The organism is Streptomyces sp. NPDC001135 (genome assembly GCF_053598395.1).
The window spans coordinates 62,341-84,082 of record NZ_JBSFKD010000024.1 but is presented as its reverse complement, the minus strand read 5'-3'; the positions used below and the strand labels follow the sequence as shown (position 1 = coordinate 84,082).

The 21,742-nt window shown below is 73.0% G+C and carries 17 protein-coding genes; 11 read left to right on the top strand and 6 right to left on the bottom strand.

The genetic code is table 11. The features are described from left to right. Nucleotides 1-6 precede the first annotated feature (6 nt). Nucleotides 7-1,752, bottom strand: a complete 1,746-nt coding sequence (treZ, locus tag ACWC94_RS26745; RefSeq protein ID WP_450799599.1) for a malto-oligosyltrehalose trehalohydrolase — start codon at nucleotides 1,750-1,752, stop codon at nucleotides 7-9. A 191-nt stretch (nucleotides 1,753-1,943) separates the two neighbouring features. Between treZ and ACWC94_RS26740 the strand changes: the two genes are divergently transcribed. Both ACWC94_RS26740 and ACWC94_RS26735 read left to right on the top strand, forming a co-directional pair. Next, entirely contained in the window at nucleotides 1,944-2,495 is a 552-nt protein-coding gene (locus ACWC94_RS26740) for a DUF1707 and FHA domain-containing protein (protein WP_450799597.1), read from the top strand. Nucleotides 2,496-2,604: 109 nt separating this feature from the next. Continuing rightward, nucleotides 2,605-3,030, top strand: a complete 426-nt coding sequence (locus ACWC94_RS26735) for an SSI family serine proteinase inhibitor (protein ID WP_450799595.1) — start codon at nucleotides 2,605-2,607, stop codon at nucleotides 3,028-3,030. Between the two features lie 42 nt (nucleotides 3,031-3,072). On the opposite strand, the gene ACWC94_RS26730 is transcribed toward ACWC94_RS26735, so the two are convergent. Together ACWC94_RS26730 and lpdA are read right to left on the bottom strand one after the other, a co-directional pair. Further along, nucleotides 3,073-4,323 (bottom strand): M14 family zinc carboxypeptidase, encoded by a 1,251-nt coding sequence (locus tag ACWC94_RS26730; protein ID WP_450799594.1) that lies wholly within the window; start codon nucleotides 4,321-4,323, stop codon nucleotides 3,073-3,075. Between the two features lie 138 nt (nucleotides 4,324-4,461). Continuing rightward, nucleotides 4,462-5,928, bottom strand: a complete 1,467-nt coding sequence (lpdA, locus tag ACWC94_RS26725) for a dihydrolipoyl dehydrogenase (RefSeq protein WP_450799593.1) — start codon at nucleotides 5,926-5,928, stop codon at nucleotides 4,462-4,464. 96 nt (nucleotides 5,929-6,024) lie between these two features. Between lpdA and ACWC94_RS26720 the strand changes: the two genes are divergently transcribed. Further along, nucleotides 6,025-6,966: a LysR family transcriptional regulator gene (locus tag ACWC94_RS26720; RefSeq protein ID WP_450799592.1), complete on the top strand. Its 942-nt coding sequence runs from the start codon at nucleotides 6,025-6,027 to the stop codon at nucleotides 6,964-6,966. Nucleotides 6,967-6,972: 6 nt separating this feature from the next. Here ACWC94_RS26720 and treY read toward each other — a convergent pair whose 3' ends face one another. Together treY and glgX are read right to left on the bottom strand one after the other, a co-directional pair. After that, nucleotides 6,973-9,348 (bottom strand): malto-oligosyltrehalose synthase, encoded by a 2,376-nt coding sequence (gene treY, locus ACWC94_RS26715; RefSeq protein ID WP_450799591.1) that lies wholly within the window; start codon nucleotides 9,346-9,348, stop codon nucleotides 6,973-6,975. 116 nt (nucleotides 9,349-9,464) lie between these two features. Further along, a complete protein-coding gene (glgX, locus tag ACWC94_RS26710) occupies nucleotides 9,465-11,576 on the bottom strand; it encodes a glycogen debranching protein GlgX (RefSeq protein ID WP_450799590.1) in 2,112 nt (703 codons plus the stop codon). A 197-nt stretch (nucleotides 11,577-11,773) separates the two neighbouring features. Here glgX and ACWC94_RS26705 point away from each other — a divergent pair, with 197 nt between their 5' ends. The 4 genes from ACWC94_RS26705 to ACWC94_RS26690 all read left to right on the top strand — a co-directional run bounded on the left by ACWC94_RS26705 (nucleotide 11,774) and on the right by ACWC94_RS26690 (nucleotide 16,154). After that, the gene (locus ACWC94_RS26705; protein ID WP_450799589.1) at nucleotides 11,774-12,574 is read left to right on the top strand and encodes a Tat pathway signal sequence domain protein; all 801 of its coding nucleotides are present in this window, start codon (nucleotides 11,774-11,776) and stop codon (nucleotides 12,572-12,574) included. A 75-nt stretch (nucleotides 12,575-12,649) separates the two neighbouring features. After that, the gene (locus ACWC94_RS26700) at nucleotides 12,650-13,963 is read left to right on the top strand and encodes a copper amine oxidase (protein WP_450799588.1); all 1,314 of its coding nucleotides are present in this window, start codon (nucleotides 12,650-12,652) and stop codon (nucleotides 13,961-13,963) included. A 124-nt stretch (nucleotides 13,964-14,087) separates the two neighbouring features. Continuing rightward, complete coding sequence (locus ACWC94_RS26695; protein WP_450799587.1) at nucleotides 14,088-15,326, top strand: SAV2148 family HEPN domain-containing protein; 1,239 nt, start codon at nucleotides 14,088-14,090, stop codon at nucleotides 15,324-15,326. A 102-nt stretch (nucleotides 15,327-15,428) separates the two neighbouring features. Beyond that, nucleotides 15,429-16,154, top strand: a complete 726-nt coding sequence (locus ACWC94_RS26690) for an exonuclease domain-containing protein (protein WP_450799586.1) — start codon at nucleotides 15,429-15,431, stop codon at nucleotides 16,152-16,154. An 88-nt stretch (nucleotides 16,155-16,242) separates the two neighbouring features. Here the strand turns inward: ACWC94_RS26690 and ACWC94_RS26685 are convergent, their stop codons facing one another. After that, a complete protein-coding gene (locus ACWC94_RS26685) occupies nucleotides 16,243-17,106 on the bottom strand; it encodes a phosphotransferase enzyme family protein (protein ID WP_450799680.1) in 864 nt (287 codons plus the stop codon). Between the two features lie 116 nt (nucleotides 17,107-17,222). Between ACWC94_RS26685 and ACWC94_RS26680 the strand changes: the two genes are divergently transcribed. From ACWC94_RS26680 to mgt, 4 genes are all read left to right on the top strand, one after another. Beyond that, entirely contained in the window at nucleotides 17,223-18,173 is a 951-nt protein-coding gene (locus tag ACWC94_RS26680; protein WP_450799585.1) for a carbohydrate ABC transporter permease, read from the top strand. Then, the gene (locus tag ACWC94_RS26675) at nucleotides 18,170-19,006 is read left to right on the top strand and encodes a carbohydrate ABC transporter permease (RefSeq protein WP_450799584.1); all 837 of its coding nucleotides are present in this window, start codon (nucleotides 18,170-18,172) and stop codon (nucleotides 19,004-19,006) included. The genes ACWC94_RS26680 and ACWC94_RS26675 overlap by 4 nt, the downstream gene beginning before the upstream one ends. Then, nucleotides 19,006-20,304: an ABC transporter substrate-binding protein gene (locus ACWC94_RS26670; RefSeq protein WP_450799583.1), complete on the top strand. Its 1,299-nt coding sequence runs from the start codon at nucleotides 19,006-19,008 to the stop codon at nucleotides 20,302-20,304. The genes ACWC94_RS26675 and ACWC94_RS26670 overlap by 1 nt, the downstream gene beginning before the upstream one ends. Before the next feature lie 67 nt (nucleotides 20,305-20,371). Then, complete coding sequence (gene mgt / locus ACWC94_RS26665) at nucleotides 20,372-21,577, top strand: macrolide-inactivating glycosyltransferase (protein WP_450799581.1); 1,206 nt, start codon at nucleotides 20,372-20,374, stop codon at nucleotides 21,575-21,577. Nucleotides 21,578-21,742: the final 165 nt, after the last annotated feature.

Sequence of the window (21,742 nt, the reverse complement as noted above, 5' to 3'; positions counted from 1 at the left end):
GGCTGCCTAGGGCTGCGACAGGACCACGCACGACTCCCCGGGAAGCCGGAGCACTCCGTCCGGTCCCGGACCCCGCACCGGCTCCCAGGCCGCCAGGACCACCGCGGGGCGGGTGCCCAGGGGGATGGCCGCCGGCTCCTTGCCGAGGTTCACCGCCACGCGGACGTCACCGCGCCGGAAGGCCAGCCAGCGGGCCTGCTCGTCGTACGCCACCTTCGTGTCGGCCAGGTCGGGGTCGGTGAGGTCGGGCTGGCCCCGGCGCAGCGCGATCAGCTGCCGGTACCAGGCGAGCACGCGCGCGTGGGGCTCGCGTTCCGGCTCCGACCAGTTCAGGCAGGACCGGTCCCGGGTCGCCGGGTCCTGCGGATCCGGTACGTCCTCCTCGGCCCAGCCGTGCGCCGCGAACTCCCGCCGCCGGCCCCGCCGTACCGCCTCGGCCAGCTCCGGATCGGTGTGGTCGGTGAAGAACTGCCAGGGTGTGCCCGCCGCCCACTCCTCGCCCATGAACAGCATCGGCGTGAACGGCGAGGTCAGCGTCAGCGTCGCCGCGCAGGCCAGCAGGCCGGGGGACAGGTGGGCGGAGAGCCGGTCGCCCTGGGCGCGGTTGCCGACCTGGTCGTGGGTCTGGCCGTAGCCGAGCAGCCGGTGCCCGGCCACCCGCGCACGGTCCAGCGGGCGTCCGTGGTGCCGGCCCCGGAACGACGAGTACGTGCCGTCGTGGAAGTAGCCGCCGGTGAGTGTCTTGGCGAGCGCGGCGAACGGGGCACGGGCGAAGTCGGCGTAGTAGCCCTGGGACTCGCCGGTCAGCACGGTGTGCAGGGCGTGGTGGAAGTCGTCGTTCCACTGCGCGTGCAGCCCGAGCCCGTGCTCCGCGCGCGGGGTGATGAACCGCGGGTTGTTCAGGTCCGACTCGGCGATCAGGAACAGCGGCCGGCCCAGCTCCTCGGCGAGAGCGTCCACGGCCGCCGACAGCTCCTCCAGGAAGTGGCACGCGCGCGTGTCGTACAGGGCGTGCACCGCGTCCAGGCGCAGCCCGTCGATCCGGTAGTCCCGCAGCCACGCCAGCGCGCTGCCGACGAGGAACGCGCGCACCTCGTCCGAGCCCGGCGCGTCGAGGTTCACCGCCGAGCCCCACGGCGTGTGGTGGGTGTCGGTGAAGTACGGTCCGAAGGCGGGCAGATGGTTGCCCGACGGTCCCAAGTGGTTGTGCACGACGTCCAGGACGACCCCGAGGCCGAGTCCGTGCGCCCGGTCGACGAAGCGTTTCAGTGCCTCGGGACCGCCGTACGGCTCGTGCACCGCCCACAGCGACACCCCCTCGTAGCCCCAGCCGTGCCGCCCCGGGAAGGGACACACCGGCATCAACTCGACATGGGTGACCCCCAGTTCCACCAGGTGCTCCAGCCGGGCGGCCGCCGCGTCCAGGGTGCCCTCGGGGGTGTACGTGCCCACGTGCAGCTCGTACAGCACGGCACCCGGCAGTCCGCGCCCCGCCCACCGTGTACGCCACGTGTGGCGCCCGTGGTCCACGACCGCGCTCAGCCCGTCCGGGCCGTCCGGCTGGCGGCGCGAGCGCGGATCGGGCCGCACGGGACCGTCGTCCAGCGCGAACCCGTACCGGGTCCCGTCCCCGGCCTCCGCCTCCCCCGTCCACCAGCCCGCGCGGTCGGGATCACGCGTCAACGCGCGCGTCCCGGCCCCGTGATGGAGCGTCACTCGTTCCGCCTGCGGTGCCCACACCTCGAACTGCACGGACGGTTCCCCTTCGTCTGTGATGTCTCGCCTGCTCACCGTGATGTCCCGCGTCCCCATCGTGCCCGCCCGGACGATCAATCCGCCCTTGAATTCACCCTTCCCCGGTGGGTGTCGCGGAAGTACGCGCGGACCGGCGCCGATTCCCCGTTTTCTGGACACCCGGGGTTCACTGCCCGACAATCACCTGCGTGACGTCGTCCTTCGAGTTCTCCACCTACCCCGCGCGGCCGTCCGACGAGGAGCGCGACAAGGCGCTGCGGGTGCTGCGTGACGGCGTCGCCCTGGGCCGGCTCTCGCACGACACGTTCGTACGCCGCATGGAGCTGGCGCTGGCCGCCCGCCGGGCCGACGAACTGGCCGCCCTGGTCGCCGACCTGCCCCGCGAGAACCGTTTCTCCCGCGCGGTCCTCGGCACCGTCGAGGCCGTCTCCGGGTTCACCGTACGGCTGCGCCGCGCCTGGCAGGCCGAGCGGCTGCCCAAACTGCTGCTGCCGCGCCCCGCGCACGCCCACCCGCTGCGCATCGGCCGCGACCCCGCCTGCGGACTGCGCCTGAACCACGAGACCGTCTCGCGCGTGCACGCCGAACTCCGCCACCAGGCGGGCCTGTGGGTCCTCAGGGACCTCGGGTCCACCAACGGCACCACCGTCAACGGCCGCCGGGTGATCGGCTCGGTCGTCGTCCGCGAGGGCGACCAGGTCGCCTTCGGCCGGATGGCGTTCCGGCTCGCCACGAGCTGAGCGCAGACGGCCGGCCGTGCGCGAACGGGGCGCACGCTCGCGCGCGCGTGCCCTCCCGATCGGGTGAGCGGGGCTGCGGAACGCGCGCCGGCGTGCCGATGGAAGGGGCATGACGTACATCTCCAGAGTCACAGCGACGGCCGGCGCCCTGCTGACGGCCGCCGGCCTGCTCGCCGCGGCCCCGGCCCAGGCGGCACCCCGCAGCACGTTCCCCCTCACCGACAACTGGCTCTATCTCACCGTCGCCCGCGGTGAGACCGTCCAGTCCGGCGACAAGCACGGCACCCTGCTGCTGTGCGACCCGCTGCCCCTCGGGTACGCGCGCGCGGCCGAGGCCTGCGCGGACCTCGCGGCCGTCGAGGGTGACATCGCCCGCATCCCGAAGAAGAAGGTCTTCTGCCCGATGATCTTCGCTCCCGTGACCGTGCACGCGCACGGGCAGTGGAACGGACGTCCGGTCGACTACCAGCAGACCTACTCCAGCAAGTGCGTCATGGAGGCACGGACGGGAGCGGTGTTCGCCGTGGACCACTGAGCCGGGCCGGCGGGAGGCACGACGCGGGCGGCGCGGACGGCCTCACAGCTCCCGCTCACGGGCCTGCTGCGCCGCCACGAGCACCGTCCGGGACTGGTGCTCCACCTGGTGCTCCAACGGCACCCAGCGGGCCCGGAAACGCGCCGCGAAGGCATCGCACCAGGCGGTGACGAGCTGTTCCAGCCGCGGCGTCGCCCGGTCGTCCGTCTCCCGCAGCACCCGCAGCAGCATCGCCGCCGCCCGCAGCGGCAGCCGCCGCCCGAAGGCGTCCACACTGCCGACGTACGCCATCGTCGTACCGGCCGGCGGGGTGTGGATCCAGTCCTCGGCCAGGCCCGGGATCAGCTCCAGCGCCCAGCGCGCCGCCCGCAGCAGCGGGCCGTCCACACCGTCGAGGCGGGGCAGCGCGTCGCTGAGCACGTGCTCCACCTCCAGCGAGTCCCGCAGCAGCCGCTGCGCCAGACGCCGTATCGCCGCCGCCGGAGCCGGGTGCGGGGCCGGATCGTCCACCAGGTCGCTCGCCCACATCGGCACCTCCACCACGGCCGTCAGACCGCCGTACCGGTGCACGTGGTACCAGGTGCTGTGCCGTGCGTCGTCCGGCATGCTCGGGTAGGCGACACCCGTGTCCGGGCCGGGCATGACATGCACCCCGGGGCCGGAGGCCGGCCATCCGGCGGCGTCCGAGGCGCCCGTCTCCACCGGGATGTGCAGTTGCGCCGCCGACTTGGCGAACGGCTCGGCGAGCCCCGGTACGTCCCTGGTCAGCTGCACCCAGCTGCCGCCGAGATCGGTGCCGTGCAAGGTCACCTGGAGGTAGGGCCGCAGCTCGTCGATCACCCCGGTCAGCGCCCGGGTCTCGGGCGGCAGCCGGTCCGGCGGCAGCACGGACGGCGACCACTCCGGCTGCTCGGCGCCCGTCGGCCGGTAGAAGCCGAGGTGGTAGTCGAGCAGGCTGCGCGGCGCCGGTGTCACATGCAGGCTCGCGCCGTCCGGATCCGCGCACAGCAGGAAGTGCCAGGAGGTGTCCGCTCGCAGCTCCCGCTCGGCCAGCACTCTTTCGGCAAGCACCCGCAGGGTGGAGCCCCCGGTCGGCTCGTTGGCGTGGGCGCCGGCGACCACCAGCACCGCCCGCCGGGCATGCCCCACCGACAGCAGGTGCAGGGGTCTTCCCGCGCGCGAGACGCCGATCTGCCTGAGCCGGCACAGCCCGGGTTCCTGAGCGGCCAACGCCTGTGCGGAGGCGGTCAGTTCGGGAACGCTGGGATAGCGCAGCTCCGGCAGAAGACTCACCCCCGACTTGTTCCGCCCGGCTTCGCCCTCCAAGTCCCGCACGCGAAAGGTGAACTGTCAAGCATGCGGCGGGGGAGGCTACCGGGGGCGCCCGGACTCGGGCCCGGGGGCGCGGCACGGGCGGTGCGTGCCGCGCGCTCACTGCTGGTGCAGGCCGCGCCCCGCGAGCGTCAGGAACACCTCGCCCACCGCCTCCGACAGCGTCGGGTGCGCGTGCACGTGCCGGGCCACGTCCGAGGGCTCGGCGTCCCAGCCGACGATCAGCTGGCTCTCGGCGATCATCTCCGACACGTGCGGTCCGACCAGGTGCACGCCCAGCACCTGGCCGCCGCCGGCCTCGGCGACGACCTTCACCATGCCGCCCCGGCCGTGCACCATGCCCTTGGCGACGGCGGTCAGCGGCATCGTGTCGACGTCCACCTCGCGCCCGCGCGCGCGTGCCTCGGTCTCGCTCAGCCCCACCGAGGCGGTCTGCGGCGAGGAGTACGTCACCCGGGGTACGGCGGCGTAGTCCACCGGGGCCGACGGCAGCCCCGCCAGCGTCTCGGCGACCAGCAGGGCCTCCGCGAACGAGGCGTGGGCGAGGCCGGGGGAGGGCGGTGGGAGCAGGTCCCCGACCACATGGATGCCGGGCACCTCCGTCTCCAGCCGGTTCCAGTCCGCCGGTACGACGAACCCCCGCCCGTCCGTCGCCAGGCCGGCCGCGTCCAGGCCCAGCCCCTCGGTGACCGGCGCCCGGCCGACGGCCACCAGGAGCCGCTCCGCCTCCACCGTGCGCGTCTCGCCCCGCGCGGTGCGCACACGCGCGCGTACGCCGTTGTCCAGCACCTCCGGGTCCAGCAGCCGGGCACCCGCCCGCACATCGATCCCGCGCTTCTTCAGACCGCGCGTCAGATGCCGGCTCACATCGGCGTCCTCCAGCGGCACGATCCGCTCCGCGGCCTCCACCAGGGTGACCTCCGCGCCCATGGACCGGTGGAAGGAGGCGTACTCCACGCCGATCGCGCCCCCGCCCAGCACCAGGACGGACGCCGGCAGCCCCGGCGCGAACAGTGCGTCGTCACTGGTCACCACGCGCCGCCCGTCCGGCACGAGCCCCGGGAGCGTGCGCGGGCGCGAGCCGGTCGCCAGCACGATCCCACGGCGCGCGGTGAAGTCGTGCACGCCGGGGGCGGATTGCGGCTGCGCGCCGGGCACACATCCGCCCCGCACGCCCTCCACACGTACCGTGCGCGTCCCTGTCAGCCGCGCGCTGCCCCGCACCACCCGCACGCCGGCGTGCGCCAGATGCGCCTCGACCCCCTTGTGGTTGCGCGCCACGATGTCGTCCCGCGTGGCCACCAGCGCCGCCCAGTCGACCGAGTCCACCGTGGCCTTCACACCCCACCGCTCCCGCGCCTCGGCGATGCCGTCGACCAACTCGGCGGCGTGCAGCATCGCCTTGCTCGGTATGCAGCCCCGGTGCAGACAGGTTCCGCCGACCTTGTCGCGTTCGACGAGGACGACGTCCAGTCCGAGGGCGGCGGCGCGCAGGGCGGTGGCGTACCCGCCCGTTCCGCCGCCGATGACGAGGACATCCGCTGTGTTCGTGGCCCGTGTGCTCATGGCTCCACCCTCCGCCCGCCCCTTGCCATGAGTCCAAGGCAATGTTGTTGTGGGAGTCATGCAGGATGCTTATGGACCGGGGAGAGGGACGCGGAGTTGAGCCTGCGACAGATGGAGTACTTCGTCACCGTCGTCCACGAGGCGTCCTTCACCCGGGCGGCGGAGGCCCTGCACGTCACACAGCCCGCGCTCTCGCACCAGATCAAGGCCCTGGAGAAGTCGGTCGGCGGCGCCCTGCTGGAGCGCATGGCCCGCGGCGTGCGCCTCACCCCCATGGGGCGGGCGTTCCTGCCGCACGCCGAACTCGCCGTCCGCAGCGCCGCACAGGCCCGCCGTGCGGCACGTGCCACGGCCGGCGCCGAGGGCGGCGAACTGCACATCGCCACCCTGCACTCCCTCGCCGTGGGCGTCCTGCCCGACGTCTTCGCCCGCTGGCGCACGGCCCGCCCCCGGGTCCTGCTGCGCCTGCACGAGTACGCCACCGCCGAGGCCCTCGAGGAGGCCGTGCAGCGGGGCACCGCCGACCTCGCGTTCGGGCCGGAGCCCGCCGACCCGCCCGGCACCGTCGTACCGGTCGGCGAGGAGGAACTCGTCCTGGTGGTCCCGTTCGACGACCGGCTCGCCGGCCGTACGACGGTGACGCTGCCGGAACTCGCCGACCGCGCGTGGATCCGCTGCGCCATGGAGCCCGTCGTGCACGGCGAGCGCTTCCTCGACCGGGCGTGCGGGCAGGCCGGGTTCAGGCCGCGGACCGCGGTGTGGACCGAGCACACCTCGACAGCCGTGCGCATGGCCGCGGCCGGTGTCGGGGTGTGCGCCGCGCCCGCCCACATCGTGCGCGGGGCCGTCGGTGAGGACTGCACGGTCCTCAGCCCCGACCCGGCCTGGAAGCGTTCCTTGGCGGTCTACGCGCGCGTGCCCCCCGCCGGGGCCGCCGAGGCCTTCGTGGATCTCCTGCGCACCACCTGGACCGCTCTCGGAGACCTGCCGGAACGGCCGTACGAGGACTGCCGGCCGCCCGCCGCGCCCGTCCGCTGAGCCGCCTCACCCCCGCGCGACCCGCTCCAGCAGCACCACCGGCAGCCGGTCGAAGAGGTCCGCCACGCGCGCGTGCCCCGTGAACTCCCGCCCCTCGGTCAGCACGTCCGCCCACCGACCGGGAGGCAGCGTCAGCCGGGTGTCCCGCCAGCCGCCCGCCTCCGCGAGCCGCAGCGACAGCCGGGTGACCGCGGTGACCGCCTCACCGGAGCGCGCGAACGCCACACAGTGCCCGGCCGCCGGGCCCTCGGCGGTCAGCGGTTCGTACGACGCGGCCCGGCCGAAGGCGCCGGGACGCCGGGCGCGCAGCCGCAGGGCCGCCGCCGTCAGCGCGTCCTTCTCGCCGGGCGTCTCGGGCGGGAACGGCACCGGACGCCGGTTGTCCGGGTCCACCAGCGCCCGGTACTCGCCCTCCGTGCCCTGGTACACGTCCGGCACCCCCGGCATCGTCAGATGGACCAGGGCGGTGCCGAGCACATTGGCCCGGACATGCGGGTCCAGCGCCTTGCGGAACGCGGCCACCCGGTCCCCCGGCGCCCCGCACGGACCGGCGGCGACGAACGCGGCCACCGCCTCCTCGTACGGCGGCTCCTGCTCCGTCCAGCTGGTGTACATGCCCGCCTCGCGCACATGCTTCAGCAGCGCCCGCCGCACCCGCTCCTCCTCGGCGGCCCCCAGCCCGAACACCGTCTGCCAGGCCGCCCAGGCGAGCTGCCCGTCCGGTACGCCCACGCCCTCCCCGGGCTGGTTCACCTCGGCCAGCAGCTCCGCCCACCGGCCGGGGCACTCGGTGAGCACGGCCAGCGCGGCGCGTACGTCGGCACTGCGCTTGGTGTCGTGCGTGGAGACCACCGTGCCGGTGACCGGCCAGTCGTGCTGCACGCGCGCGCAGTACGCGTGGAAGTCCTCCGGGGACACCCCCGGCCGGCCCGGATCGCCGCCCACCTCGGTCGCCGACAGCAGCGGCACATAGCGGTAGAACGCGGTGTCCTCCACCGACTTGGCCCGCAGCGCCGACGCGGTCTGCGCGAACCGGGTACGGAACTCCACCCGGTCGGCGTGGTCCGGTGCCTCCGGGTCACCGGGCGGCTCGACGAGCAGCCGGCGCACGATTGCGACGGCCTCCGCCTCCTCGGGCACCACGAAGGCGAGCCGCGCCTCCTCGGCGGCCTCCTCGGTGACGACGACGGCCGCGTCCCCGGAGGTGTACGGCCGGTACACCCGCATCCGGACCAGCAGCTCCTCCACGGCCGTGCGCAGCGCCCAGGAAGCCCGGTCGCGCAGCGCGAGGTCGGGCGAGGAGGCGCACAGCCGGGTGGCGACCCGGGTGAGCCGGTCGGCCTCGGCGGCCAGCTCGTGCGTGAGCACCTTGTAGGCCGCCCGCCGGACCGTCGCCTCCCAGTTGCCGCCCCGGTCCGTCTGCGGGGCCGCGAAGGCCCGGTAGCGGCCCAGCAGTTCGTAGGCCCCCGCCTGGTCCGTGAACAGGCCGTCGACCTGGCGCAGGGCGTCGTACCCGGTGGTGCCCGCGACGGGCCAGGACGCCGGCAGCCGCTCGCCGTCGGCGAGGATCTTCTCCACCACCGTCCAGCGCCCGCCGGTCGCCTCGTGCAGCCGTGCGAAGTAGCCGTCGGGGTCGGCGAGGCCGTCGGGGTGGTCGACGCGCAGCCCGTCGATCACGCCCTCGCGCAGCAGCTGGAGGATCTTGGCGTGGGTGGCGTCGAACACCTCCGGATCCTCCACGCGCAGCCCGATCAGCTCCGAGATGCTGAAGAACCGCCGGTAGTTCAGCTCGGTGCGGGCCAGCCGCCACCACACCGGGCGGTACCACTGGGCGTCCAGCAGCTCCGGCAGCGGCAGCTCCCCGGTGCCCGCGCGCAGCGGGAAGGCGTGCTCGTGGTAGCGCAGCACGTCGCCGTCGACGACGAGGTGCTCCAGCTGGGAGCCGACCGGACCGCCGAGCACGGGCAGCAGAACCCGGCCGCCCTGTGCCTCCCAGTCGATGTCGAACCAGCGCGCGTACGGCGAGCCGGGGCCCTCGCGCAGCACCTCCCACAGGGCGTGGTTGTGGCGGGGCGCCATGGCCATGTGGTTCGGCACGATGTCGGTCACCAGACCGAGCCCGTGCTCCCGCGCGGTCCGCGCCAGCGACCGCAGGCCCTCCTCGCCGCCCAGTTCCTCGCGCACGCGCGCGTGGTCCACCACGTCGTAGCCGTGCGGGGATCCGGGCACGGCCTCCAGGACGGGGGACAGGTGCAGGTGCGAGACGCCGAGCGACGCCAGGTACGGCACGGCCGCGGCGGCGGCGGAGAACGGGAACGCGGGCTGGAGCTGCAGCCGGTAGGTGGCCGTGGGCACCTCCGGTCCGGGTCGCGCAGAAGTCATGAGAACCTACGTACCCAGCCCGCCGGCTTTCGTGTCACCGGCCCCCGCACGGACTCACGCGCGGGTACCGGGCGGCAGCCCCGCCAGGGGGCTGCCGCCCGGGCCCGTGCGACCCGCTACGCCGGCCGCTGCAGCACCGTCAGGCTGCGGTCGGGCAGGGTGATCCGGTCGCCCGCCCCGACCTTCGTACCGGACCCCGGCGGCACTCCGTCCGGCTGCGCGGTGTCGACGATCACCTGCCACTGGCGGCCGTGGTCGACCGGCACCAGGAAGTCCAGCGGCGCCGGGGAGGCGTTGAACATCAGCAGGAACGAGTCGTCGGTGATGCGCTCCCCGCGCGTGCCGGGCTCGGAGATCGCGTTGCCGTTCAGGAACACCGTCAGCGCGGACACCCGCGCCGAGTCCCAGTCCCGCTGGGTCATCTCCGTACCCTCCGGGGTGAACCAGGCGATGTCGGACAGCTCGTCGTGGGTGCCCTCCACCGGACGGCCGTGGAAGAAGCGGCGCCGGCGCAGGACCGGGTGGTCCCGGCGCAGCCACACCATCGCACGGACGAACTCCAGCAGGTCGCTCTCCGAGGACTCCGGCCACTGCAGCCAGGAGGTCTCGTTGTCCTGGCAGTAGGCGTTGTTGTTGCCGCGCTGGGTGCGGGCGAACTCGTCGCCGTGGCTGATCATCGGCACGCCCTGGGACAGCATCAGCGTCGCGAGGAAGTTCCGCATCTGCCGGGCGCGCAGCCGCAGCACCTCCGGGTCGTCCGTCTCGCCCTCCACCCCGCAGTTCCAGGACCGGTTGTGGCTCTCGCCGTCCCGGTTGTCCTCGCCGTTGGCCGCGTTGTGCTTGTGGTTGTACGCGACGAGGTCGTGCAGCGTGAAGCCGTCGTGGCAGGTGACGAAGTTGATCGAGGCCAGCGGGCGGCGGCCGTCGGACTGGTAGAGGTCCGAGGAGCCGGTCAGCCGGGAGGCGAACTCCGCGAGCGCCCGCGGCTCTCCCCGCCACAGGTCCCGCACCGTGTCCCGGTACTTGCCGTTCCACTCGGTCCACAGCGGCGGGAAGTTGCCCACCTGGTAGCCGCCCTCGCCCACGTCCCACGGCTCGGCGATCAGCTTCACCTGGGAGACCACCGGGTCCTGCTGCACCAGGTCGAAGAACGACGACAGCCGGTCCACCTCGTGGAACTGCCGGGCGAGGGTCGCCGCGAGGTCGAAGCGGAAGCCGTCGACGTGCATCTCGGTGACCCAGTACCGCAGCGAGTCCATGATCAGCTGGAGCACGTGCGGGGAGCGCATGAGCAGGGAGTTCCCGGTGCCCGTGGTGTCCGTGTAGTAGCGCGGATCGTCCGCGAGCCGGTAGTACGACGGGTTGTCGAGGCCCTTGAAGGACAGCGTCGGACCCAGGTGGTTTCCCTCGGCGGTGTGGTTGTAGACGACGTCCAGGATGACCTCGATCCCGGCCTCGTGCAGCGCCCGGACCGCCGACTTGAACTCCAGGACCTGCTGGCCGCGGTCGCCCCAGGAGGCGTACGCGTTGTGCGGGGCGAAGAAGCCGATGGTGTTGTAGCCCCAGTAGTTGTTCAGGCCCAGGTCGGCCAGCCGGTGGTCGTTCACGCTCTGGTGGACGGGCATCAGTTCGAGTGCCGTCACCCCGAGCCTGGTCAGGTGGTCGATGACCGCCGGGTGCGCGAGCGCCGCGTACGTGCCCCGCAGTTCCTCCGGGAGCCCCGGGTGACGCATGGTCAGGCCCTTCACATGGGCCTCGTAGATCACCGTGTGGTGGTACTCGGTGCGCGGCGGCCGGTCGTTGCCCCAGTCGAAGTACGGGTTGATCACCACCGAGGCCATGGTGTGCGGCGCCGAGTCCAGGTCGTTGCGGCTGTCCGGGGAGCCGAAGTGGTAGCCGTACACCTCCTCGCCCCAGCGGATGGTGCCGCTGACCGCCTTCGCGTACGGGTCGAGCAGCAGTTTCGCGGAGTTGCAGCGCAGCCCGCGCCCGGGGTCGTACGGGCCGTGCACCCGGAACCCGTACCGCTGTCCCGGCATCACGCCCGGCACGTACGCGTGCCGCACGAACGCGTCGCTCTCGCGCAGTTCCACCGCCGTCTCCGAGCCGTCGTCGTGCAGCAGACACAGCTCTACTCGGTCCGCGGCCTCCGTGAAGACCGCGAAGTTGGTTCCGGCGCCGTCATAGGTGGCGCCGAGCGGATACGCCTGTCCAGGCCAGACCTGCATGGATACGACTCTCCCAGGTGTGCCGCCGCCCTGGGGCCGCGTTGGCCCCCGAGTCTTCCGAAAGTGACGGAACCTCCCGTGTCTTGCGTCCCTCTTACCCATCGACCAGCGCACGCGACGGCGCTCGTACCCGCCGTGTGCCGAACCAGTGGGGCAACACGTACCCCCCGTGGGACCACGGGGAGCAGGGGGACCATGTGCGTGAGACAGTGCACCGCCATCTGGGAAAGTTAGTGGCAGGAGTGGCCCTCGCGACGGTGGGGACCGCCGCGGCGGTCGCGATCACCCTGCCGGGCACGGCGGGGGCGGACGCCTCGGGAGGAGCGCGCGGCGGTACGCAGGCCGGTCAGGGCCCGGACGGGGTCCGGCCCGCCGTCGTGGAACAGGCGCCGGCCGAGGGCGGCAGGGGCACCGGCCGCGACCCCCTGACCGACGGCGAGATCCGGCGGGCCGAGCGGATCGCCCTGACCGGGCAGCTGCTGCACACGGCCGAGAACGCCGCGGGGGGCCGCGGGCCGCAGCGCCTGAGCGCCGACCTCGCCGAACCCGAGGCCGGCGAGGCGGACGACCCCCGCGCGCCGCGCCGGGCCGACATCACCTTCTACGACTACCGGAACGACACCCTCGTCACCAGGACCGTCGACCTGGACACCGGGAAGGTGGAGCGGACCGGCACCCAGCGCGGCGTCCAGCCGCCGCCGAGCCGGGCCGAGAACGCGGAGGCGGCCAGGCTCCTGATCGCCGCCCCGCTCGGCGCGGGCCTGAAAGCCGACTACAAGGACGCCACCGGCCGGGAACTCACCTCCCCGGACCAGCTGCTGCTCAGCGGCGGCATCTACCGGGCGGTTCCGGGCGCCCAGCCCGCGGCCCTCGACCAGTGCGGCCAGCACCGGTGCGTCCGGCTGTTCGCCAAGGTCAGGAACGGACCCTGGATCGACACCAGGTCCATGGTGATCGACCTGAGCGCGCACAAGGTCACCGCCCTCGACCACGGCTGACCGGCCCTTCCCGCTCCTCTCCCTGCATCTCCTGCAAGGGAGCCACCGCACCTCCTGCAAAGGAGTCACCTCGTCATGCCCGAGTACCGATTCCGCCGGGCGCGCAGGGCCGCGGCCGTCGGACTGGCCGTGGCCGCGCTGACCGCCGGCGCCACGACCGCCGCCGGACCGGCCGCCGCCCGGCCGAGAACGTCCGCCGCCGCGCCCGCCGCCGACTGCAGCGCCGCCTACCGCCTCGAACAGAAGCTCTCCACCGGCACGACCTGGCGCATGTGCTGGCACTACGACAGCAAGGCCGGCCTCGTCCTGGAGAAGATCAGCTACCAGCCCAAGGACGAGCCGAAGCCGATCAGGGTCCTGAACAGCGCCAGACTCGGCCAGATCCACGTCCCCTACGACGACGGCGGGCACGAGTACAGCGACCTGACGGACGAGGACTTCGCCCAGGCGCTCATGAACCTGTCGCCCGCCGAGTGTCCCGGCGGCACCATCAGGACCGTCAAGGTCCCCGACGCGATCGACCCGTCCCACCCGGACGTCAACGGCCTGTGCACGACCACCCGTTCCCGCGGTCACGCCTACCGCCTGCACGACACCGGCACGGACAAGGTCTACCAGGCCCAGGGCAAGGACTTCCTGGTCTACACCGTCAACCAGGTCGGCTGGTACGAGTACATCACCGAGTGGCGCTTCCAGGACGACGGCAGGATCTCCATGAACGTCGGTGCGACCGGCAGTCTGTCCTGGGAGGACTACGACGCCGGCGACGGCCGCGGCTGGCCCGTCGGCAAGGGGGCCAAGGCCTATGCCACCAGCCACAGCCACAACGTCTTCTGGCGGCTGGACTTCGGCCTCGACGGCTCGTCGAAGACGAGGGTCGAACAGTACGACTCGGCCGTCAGCCCCCGCACCGGCGGGCAGTACGGCCCGACCACGAAGACCACCCGTACGAAGGTCACCAAGGAACTCGCCGGAGACCTGCAGGACTACCGCTGGTGGCGGGTGGTCAGCGCGACCGGGAAGAACAAGGACGGGCATGCCCGTTCGTACGAGATCGTCCCCGGACCCACCACCAAGTACCTAGGCCGCAGCTTCACCCGGCACGACCTGTACGTCACCGAGTACAACCCGTGCGAACTGTTCGCCAGCGACAACCCGGCGATCTGCGGCCACGGGCACCCCGCGGCGGTCGACAAGTGGGTCGGCGGACAGACCCTGACGCACCCGGTGATCTGGATGAACGTCGGCTTCCACCACATCGCGCGCGACGAGGACCAGCAGCCCATGCCGGTGCACTGGCAGGGCTTCACCATCGCCCCGCGGGACGTCACGGCTATGAATCCGCTCACTCCGCGTGACCTGGCAGGACAGAACGGCCATTGGGGCTAGCGTAGTTGACGAGAACAGTTGAGAGACCGACCTGTCCATCCGGCTGCACCGCCGACCCCGCGCGGAGTACCCTTCCTTGATCGTTGAGACGGGAAAGGCCCGGGGATCGGAAGGCGGTGCACGGGTGGGCTCGGGAGGGCTGGAGCTGCCCCCTGGTGACGAGGGTCACGAGGGTCACTCCACAGACGTCCCGCCCGGCGCGGTGTCCCTGGCCCGCCCGATGGACGCGGGATCCATCGGGCCGGAGCTGGACTGGGGCGCCGACGCCTGGCGCGAGGTGCGCACCCGCGCCCAGCGGGCCGGCCGGGCCTACATCTGGCTGAACCTCGTCGAACAACGCCTGCGCGCGGTCGTGGCCGCCGTGCTGCGGCCCATCTACGAACCCGTCCACGGGGACGACTGGGTGGTCGCCGCGGCCGGCCCGGCCGGTCAGGAGTGGGTCCAGCGCGCGGTCGCCGTGCGGGAGGTCAGCCGCCGCAAGGGCTACCTCCTCGACCCCGCCGACGACAACGTGCTCAGCTTCCTCACCCTGCCGCAGCTGCGCGAGCTGATGGTGCAGCACTGGCCGTGCTTCGAGCCCTACTTCGACGAGCGCCGCGACCTCGAACTCGCCCTCGACGAGCTGGAGGTCACCCGCAACGTCGTCTCCCGCAACCGGGCGCTGTCCGAGGCGGTCCTGAACCAGGCCGAGCGCGCCTCGGCCCGGCTGCTGGAGATGCTCGGCGCCGGCGGTGACGTGCCCTCCGCCCGCCGGCTGCCGGTGGACGCGGTCGAGGACCTGGTCGGCGACCGGTACGCGGACGTCGTGGCCGTCCACGCGGACCGGGTGCGGCTGATGCGCCAGTTCCCGGCCGAGGATCTCTTCGGCGGCGCACGCCGCCTCGACGCGATCGGCATCGGCCTCAACCTGCTGGTGCAGAACTTCTCGGGCCGCCGGCTGCTCCGGCTCGCCGAGTCCGGCTGCCGGGTACGGCTGCTCTTCCTCAACCCGGCCTCCAGCTCGGTCAAACGCCGCGAGCGCGAACTCGGGATGAAACGGGGCGAACTGAGCCGGTCCGTCGAGATGAACATCCTGCACATGCGGCGGGTCCGCTCCCGGCTGCGCGACCCGGGCGCCTTCGAGATCCAGGTCTACGACGAGACGCCGCGCTTCACCGCCTACCTGGTGGACGGTGACGGCGCCGACGGCATCGCCGTGGTGCAGTCCTATCTGCGCGGAGCGCGCGGGATGGAGTCGCCGGTGCTGGTGCTGCGCAACGGCAGCAAACTGGTCAAGTCGGACGAGGTTGGTGAGGCCGGTCTTTTCCCGACATATCGCGAGGAGTTCGAGCTGTCCTGGGCGGATTCGCGCCCGGTGTCCTGAACTGACCGTGACGGCAAGCGGAACGCGGTCCTCGGATTGTCAGTGCCGCGTGCGATGGTGGAAGCCACTGGGGGAAAGCACCACCAAGAAGGGGGACCGCCCATGGGCTGGCACCGGGAGCTGCTGATCGGCTTCGACCTGGAGACGACCGGGACCGATCCGCGCGAGGCGCGCATCGTCACCGGCGCGGTGATCGAGGTCAGGGCCGGTGAGCCCATGGGGCGCAGGGAATGGCTGGCCGATCCGGGCGTGGAGATCCCTGCCGACGCGGTGGCGGTGCACGGCATCAGCAACGAGCGGGCGGCTGCCGAGGGCCAGCCGGCCGACCGGGTGGCCGACTCCATCGCCGACGTCCTGGTGGGGTACTGGAAGACGGGCGTCCCGGTCGTCGCCTACAACGCCGCGTTCGATCTCACCCTGCTCTCCGCGGAACTGCGCCGCCACGCCCTGCCGTCCCTCTCCGACCGCCTGGGCGGCCCCGCCCCCGCCCCGGTCGTCGACCCCTACACCATCGACCGCTGGGTCGACCGCTACCGCCGCGGCAAGCGGAACCTGGAAGCGGTGTGTGCCGAGTACGGCATATCCCTCGACGCGGCCCACACGGCCCCGGCCGACGCCCTCGCCGCGGCGCGGCTCGCGTCCGCGATAGCCGACCGCCACCCGAAGATCGCCGCACTCGGCGCGGCCGAACTCCACCAGCGGCAGATCCAGTGGTACGCGGAGTGGGCGGCGGACTTCCAGGCGTTTCTGCGCCGCAAGGGCGAGCCGGACGCGGTGGTCGACGGCACGTGGCCCCTGCGGGAGCTGACCGAGAGCCAGCCCGCGTAGCGGTTTCCCGTGCGGGCCGGGCGTGGCCGGTCGCGCGGTCCCCCGCACCCCTGGGGCCTGCGGCGCGCCTGAAAGCGCCGGGGTGCGTTCAGAACGGATACCACCGCACCGTCTCGTCCCCGTCGCGCAACGACCCCACCCGTCGCCGGAACTCGGCCAGGGCCTTCGGGTTGCTCGGCGCGTGCTGGGCCACCCACGCACAGCTGGCGGTCTCCCGGGCGCCGCGCAGCACCGCACAGCCCTCCCACTCCCGCACATCCCACCCGTAGACCTCGACGAACGCCGCGTACGCGTCGACGGGCAGCCCGTACCGGTCGCGGGAGAGCGCCATCACCACCAGGTCGTGCTCGCGCAGATCCGCGGAGAAGGTCTCCAGGTCCACCAGGACCGGCCCGTCCGGCCCGACGTGCACATTGCGGGGCAGCGCGTCGCCGTGGATCGGGCCCGGCGGCAGACGGGGCGTCAGCGCCGCCGCGGCCGCCGCGAAACCGTCCCGGCGCGCCCGCAGGTACGCCGCGTCCTCGGCGTCGATCGCGTCGCCCGCAAGGCGCAGCCACCGCTCCACACCGCCCAGCAACTCACGCGGCGGCAACGCGAAAGGAGGAGAGGGCAGTGCGTGCACGATCCGCAGCAGCCGTGCCAGATCCGCCGGTTCGGCGGGACGTACGGGCTCGGGCAGCCGGTGCCACACGGTCACCGGATGGCCCTCCGCCAGCCGCGGTTCCGGCTCGGCCGCCCGTACCGCCGGCACGCCCGCCTCGGCCAGCCAGCGGGCGATGTCCAGTTCACGCCGGGCCCGCTCCAGCAGCTCGGCGTCGCGGCCCACCTTCACCACCAGGTCACCGGCGGCGAACACCGCGTTCTCACCGAGGGCGAGGAGAGCCGCGTCCCGGGCCGGGCCGGGCAGCACTCCCGCCGTGGCCAGTACGTCCCGTGCCCGTGCCTCGTCCATCGTGCCGCCTTCGTGCCGTCCAGCCGGGATGCGTGTGCCGTCCCCGGCCAGTCTCCCATTCGTCAAGGTCGAACCGTGTGCGCGGTCCCTTGACGAGGTATCGGGCCTTCACGACCATGAACACGCCAATCGCAGCAGGCGAAGGGGCTGATTCCGTGACACCGGTGGCCGACGCGCGACGGCCGGGCGGTCGCCGTGCAGCCGGGCAGGGCACCTGGTTCCTCGTCCTGCCCGCCCTGATCCCGATCCTCCTGTTCAGCGCGGGGCCGCTGCTCTACGGCGTCCTGCTGGCGTTCACCGACGCCCAGTCCGGCCGCACCCGGGCCACCCGGTGGATCGGCGCCCTCAACTTCCAGGACCTGCTGCACGACACGCTCTTCTGGGAGTCGTTCCGCATCGGCCTGGTCTGGGCGGCCGGCGTCACCGTGCCCCAGTTCCTGCTGGCGCTCGGCCTCGCCCTGCTCCTCAAGGAGGACTTACGGCTGCGCTGGCTGGCCCGCACGCTCGCCATCGTGCCGTGGGCGATGCCCGAGGTCGTCGTCGGCATCATGTGGCGGCTCGTCTACAACCCGGACGCCGGCATCCTCAACGAGACCCTGCGCGACCTCGGCCTCGGCGACGGTCACGACTGGCTCGGCGGCCTGGCCACCGCCCTGCCCGCGGTGCTCGTCGTCGGAGTCTGGGCCGGCCTGCCGCAGACCACGGTCGCCCTGCTCGCCGGGGTGCAGAACGTCCCGCGCGAACTCCACGAGGCCGCCGCGGTCGACGGCGCCGGAGCCTGGCGCCGCTTCCGCGTGGTCACCTGGCCCGTGCTCAGACCGGTGGCCCTCGCCGTCACCGCGCTCAACCTCATCTGGAACCTCAACTCCTTCGCCCTGGTCTACGTCCTCACCAGCGGCGGCCCCGGCGGCAAGACCCGGCTGCCGTCGCTGTTCGCCTACGAAGAGGCCTTCCGGTACGGCCAGTTCGGCTACGCGGCGGCCATGGGCTGTGTGCTCGTCGCCGTCGTGTCGGTCCTGCTCGCGGTGTTCCTGGCCGGCCGGCTGCGCGGAGGTGCGGACGCATGAGGACCCGCCGCCGCGCGGCACGCGCCGGACAGTACGCCGCCCTGCTCTGCTATCTGCTCTTCCTGGCCGTCCCGCTCCTGTGGCTGCTGTCCACGGCCCTGAAGTCCCCGCGTGAGCTGGGCAGTCCGCACCCGACGTGGCTCCCGCGCCATCCGGTCCTGGCGGACTTCCGGCAGGCCTTCCGGGAGCAGCCGCTCGCGCACGCCGCCCTCAACTCCCTGCTGGTGGCCCTCGCGACCGCCGTCGCCGCCGTCCTGCTCGCGACGCCGATGGCGTACGTCATGGCCCGGCACCGCACCCGGCTCGCCCGGGCCGCCGTGGGGTGGGTGGTGGTCAGTCAGGCGTTCCCCTTCGTACTGGTGATCATCCCGTTGTTCCTGGTGCTGAAGGATCTGCGCCTCGTCGACTCCCTGACCGGGCTGGTGGTGGTGTACGTCGTGTGGGCGCTGCCGTTCGCGCTGTGGATGCTCGCCGGTCATGTCCGGGCGGTGCCCGCCGAACTGGAGGAGGCGGCGGCCGTCGACGGCGCCGGGCGGCTGCGCACCCTCGTGTCGGTGACGGCGCCGCTGCTCGCTCCCGGTATCGCGGCGACGGGGCTGTTCGCGTTCGTCACCGCGTGGAACGAGTTCTTCTTCGCGCTGGTGCTGCTCAAGAGCCCCGGGAAGCAGACCCTGCCGGTCGTCCTCACCCATTTCATCGGGGCGGAGGGCGTGGCCGACCTGGGCCCGCTGGCCGCCGCCGCGTTCCTCGCCACGCTTCCCTCCCTGGCCGTCTTCGCCCTGGTCCAGCGGCGGATCACGGACGGCCTGCTCGCCGGGGCGGTGAAGAGCTGATGAGCACCCGCGTGCCCCGCACGACCCGCCTGGCAGCCGCGCTCCTCGGCGCCCTGCTGCTCCTCGCGGGCTGCTCGTCACCGGCCCACCGCGACGGCGGCCCGATCACCCTGCGCTTCCAGTCCCTCGCCTGGCAGCAGGAGTCCGTCGCCGCCGACAAGGCCCTGGTGGGGGAGTGGAACGCGACACACCCCGATGTCAAGGTCGAGTACGTCCAGGGGAGTTGGGACAGCGTCCACGACCAGCTGCTCACCTCCTTCGAGGGCGGCGAGGCGCCGGACATCATCCACGACGCCTCCGACGACCTGGCCGACTTCGCCTACGGCGGCTACCTCGCCGACCTGACCGATCTGCTGCCGTCCCGGCTCATGTCCGGCATCCCGCAGGCGAGTTGGGACACGGTCACCTTCGGCCACGGCGTCTACGGCGTGCCGTTCCTCCAGGAGCCCCGGGTGCTGATCGCCAACGCCACCTGGCTGCGCTCGGCGAAGGTGCGCATACCGACCCCCGAACACCCCTGGACCTGGCCGGAGTTCCGGCAGGTGGCGAAGAGACTCAGCGGGCCCGGCACGTACGGCGTGGCCTGGCCGCTGAAGGAACCCGTCTCCGCCACGCTCAACCTCTCCCTGTCGGCGGGCGGCCGGCTCTTCCACCGGGACGCGGACGGCGGGGTGACCGTGCGCTTCACCCCCGGTGACGCGGTCGTACCGCACACGGTCCACGACCAGGTCACCGTCGACCGCAGCGCCCCCGCCTCGACGCTGGGCAGCGGTGGCTCGGACACCCTGCCCGGTTTCTTCGGCGGCCGGTACGCGATGGTCCCGCTGGGCTTCTCCTACCGCCAGCAGATCGCGCAGCAGGCGCCGAAGGGTTTCCGCTGGGAGGTGCTGCCCGCTCCCGCGGGCGCCGCCGGGCTCACCCAGGGGGTCAGCCCGCAGACCCTGTCCGTCTCCGCCGACTGCCCGCACAAGAAGGAGGCCGCCGCGTTCATCGACTTCCTGCTGCGGCCGAAGAACATGGTCCGCCTCGCGCTCGGCGACTGGATGCTGCCCACCGGCACCCAGGCACTGAAGGACCCCGCCCTGCACACCGCGGAGAACGGGTGGGCGACCGGCACGGCCCTGGCCGGCCGACTCCGCCCGGCGCCCGCCCAGTCCGTCCGCGGCTACCCCGAGTGGAAGGACAAGGTGGCCACCCCGGCCTTCCAGGAGTACTACAGCGGCGCGATCGGCCTCCCCGAGCTGCGCAGACGCCTCGTCGAGGACGGCAACGCGGTGCTGGCCCGCTACCAGCGCTGAGCGCTGAGGAGCGCCGGACGGAAAATAGCTTTGAACGAGACGTCTCGTCTCGTCTAGGGTGTTCGTCATGACCGCTCCCGCCCACATCGCCATGTTCTCCATCGCCGCGCACGGCCACGTGAACCCCAGCCTGGAGGTGATCCGCGAACTCGTCGCCCGGGGCCACCGCGTCACCTACGCCATCCCGCCGGTGTTCGCCGAGAAGGTGGCCGCCACCGGGGCCCGGCCCGTGCCGTACACCTCGACCCTGCCCGGACCCGACGCAGACCCGGAGGCCTGGGGGGCGACACTGCTGGACAACGTGGAGCCGTTCCTCGCGGACGCGATCCAGGCGCTCCCGCAGCTCGTCGAGGCGTACGCCGGCGACGAACCCGACCTGGTCCTGCACGACATCGCCTCCTACCCGGCCCGCGTCCTGGCCCACCGCTGGGGCGTCCCGGCGGTCTCCCTCTCGCCGAACCTCGTCGCCTGGGAGGGGTACGAGGAGGAGGTGGCCGAGCCGATGTGGGCCGAGCCGTTGAAGACGCCGCGCGGGCAGGCGTACTACGCCCGGTTCGAGGCGTGGCTGCGGGAGAACGGGATCACCCGGCACCCGGACCTGTTCGCCGGTCGCCCGGCCCGCTCGATCGTCCTCATCCCGAAGGCGCTGCAGCCGCACGCCGACCGGGTCGACCAGCGCGTCCACAGCTTCGTCGGCGCCTGCCAGGGGGACCGCAGCGACCAGGGGGACTGGCAGCGGCCGGCCGGCGCCGAGAAGGTCGTGCTGGTGTCCCTGGGCTCCGCCTTCACCAAACAGCCCGCGTTCTACCGCGAGTGCGTGCGCGCCTTCGGCGGCCTGCCCGGCTGGCACCTGGTCCTCCAGGTCGGCCGGCATGTGGGTCCCGCCGAGCTGGGCGACCTGCCGGACAACGTCGAAGTGCACAGCTGGGTACCGCAGTTGGCGATCCTCCGGCAGGCCGACCTGTTCGTCACGCACGCGGGCGCGGGCGGCAGCCAGGAGGGCCTGGTCACCGCCACGCCGATGATCGCCGTCCCGCAGGCCGTCGACCAGTTCGGCAACGCCGACATGCTCCAGGGCCTCGGGGTCGCCCGGCGGCTGGACACCGAGGAGGCCACCGGTGAGCGTCTCCGCGAGGCCGCGCTCGCCCTGGTGGACGACCCGGAGGTGGCCCGCCGGCTGAAGAAGATCCAGACGGAGACCGCCGAGGAGGGCGGCACGCCGCGCGCGGCGGACCTCATCGAAGCCGAACTGCCGGGACGCGCGGGGGAGTAGGCCGCCCGGCCCGCGTTCCACCGGCACCCTGTGCCACGGCGGGGCGGGGGCGCTCCCCCCCCCAGCAGAGGGGGGACCCCCGCGCCCGCCCGTGTCGCCCCGAGGCACCCACGCCCTCAGGGACGCGGGGAACTGTGCAATCAGCCCCCGCGCTCCCGTTTCCGC

Coding starts and splice junctions, on each gene's coding strand:
- ACWC94_RS26685 (WP_450799680.1), bottom strand. CDS start 17,106: ATGGACGAGGCACGGGCACGGGACGTACTGGCCACGGCGGGAGTGCTG.
- treY (WP_450799591.1), bottom strand. CDS start 9,348: ATGACTTCTGCGCGACCCGGACCGGAGGTGCCCACGGCCACCTACCGG.
- mgt (WP_450799581.1), top strand. CDS start 20,372: ATGACCGCTCCCGCCCACATCGCCATGTTCTCCATCGCCGCGCACGGC.
- ACWC94_RS26680 (WP_450799585.1), top strand. CDS start 17,223: ATGAACACGCCAATCGCAGCAGGCGAAGGGGCTGATTCCGTGACACCG.
- ACWC94_RS26670 (WP_450799583.1), top strand. CDS start 19,006: ATGAGCACCCGCGTGCCCCGCACGACCCGCCTGGCAGCCGCGCTCCTC.
- ACWC94_RS26700 (WP_450799588.1), top strand. CDS start 12,650: ATGCCCGAGTACCGATTCCGCCGGGCGCGCAGGGCCGCGGCCGTCGGA.
- ACWC94_RS26690 (WP_450799586.1), top strand. CDS start 15,429: ATGGGCTGGCACCGGGAGCTGCTGATCGGCTTCGACCTGGAGACGACC.
- ACWC94_RS26675 (WP_450799584.1), top strand. CDS start 18,170: ATGAGGACCCGCCGCCGCGCGGCACGCGCCGGACAGTACGCCGCCCTG.
- lpdA (WP_450799593.1), bottom strand. CDS start 5,928: ATGAGCACACGGGCCACGAACACAGCGGATGTCCTCGTCATCGGCGGC.
- ACWC94_RS26735 (WP_450799595.1), top strand. CDS start 2,605: ATGACGTACATCTCCAGAGTCACAGCGACGGCCGGCGCCCTGCTGACG.
- glgX (WP_450799590.1), bottom strand. CDS start 11,576: ATGCAGGTCTGGCCTGGACAGGCGTATCCGCTCGGCGCCACCTATGAC.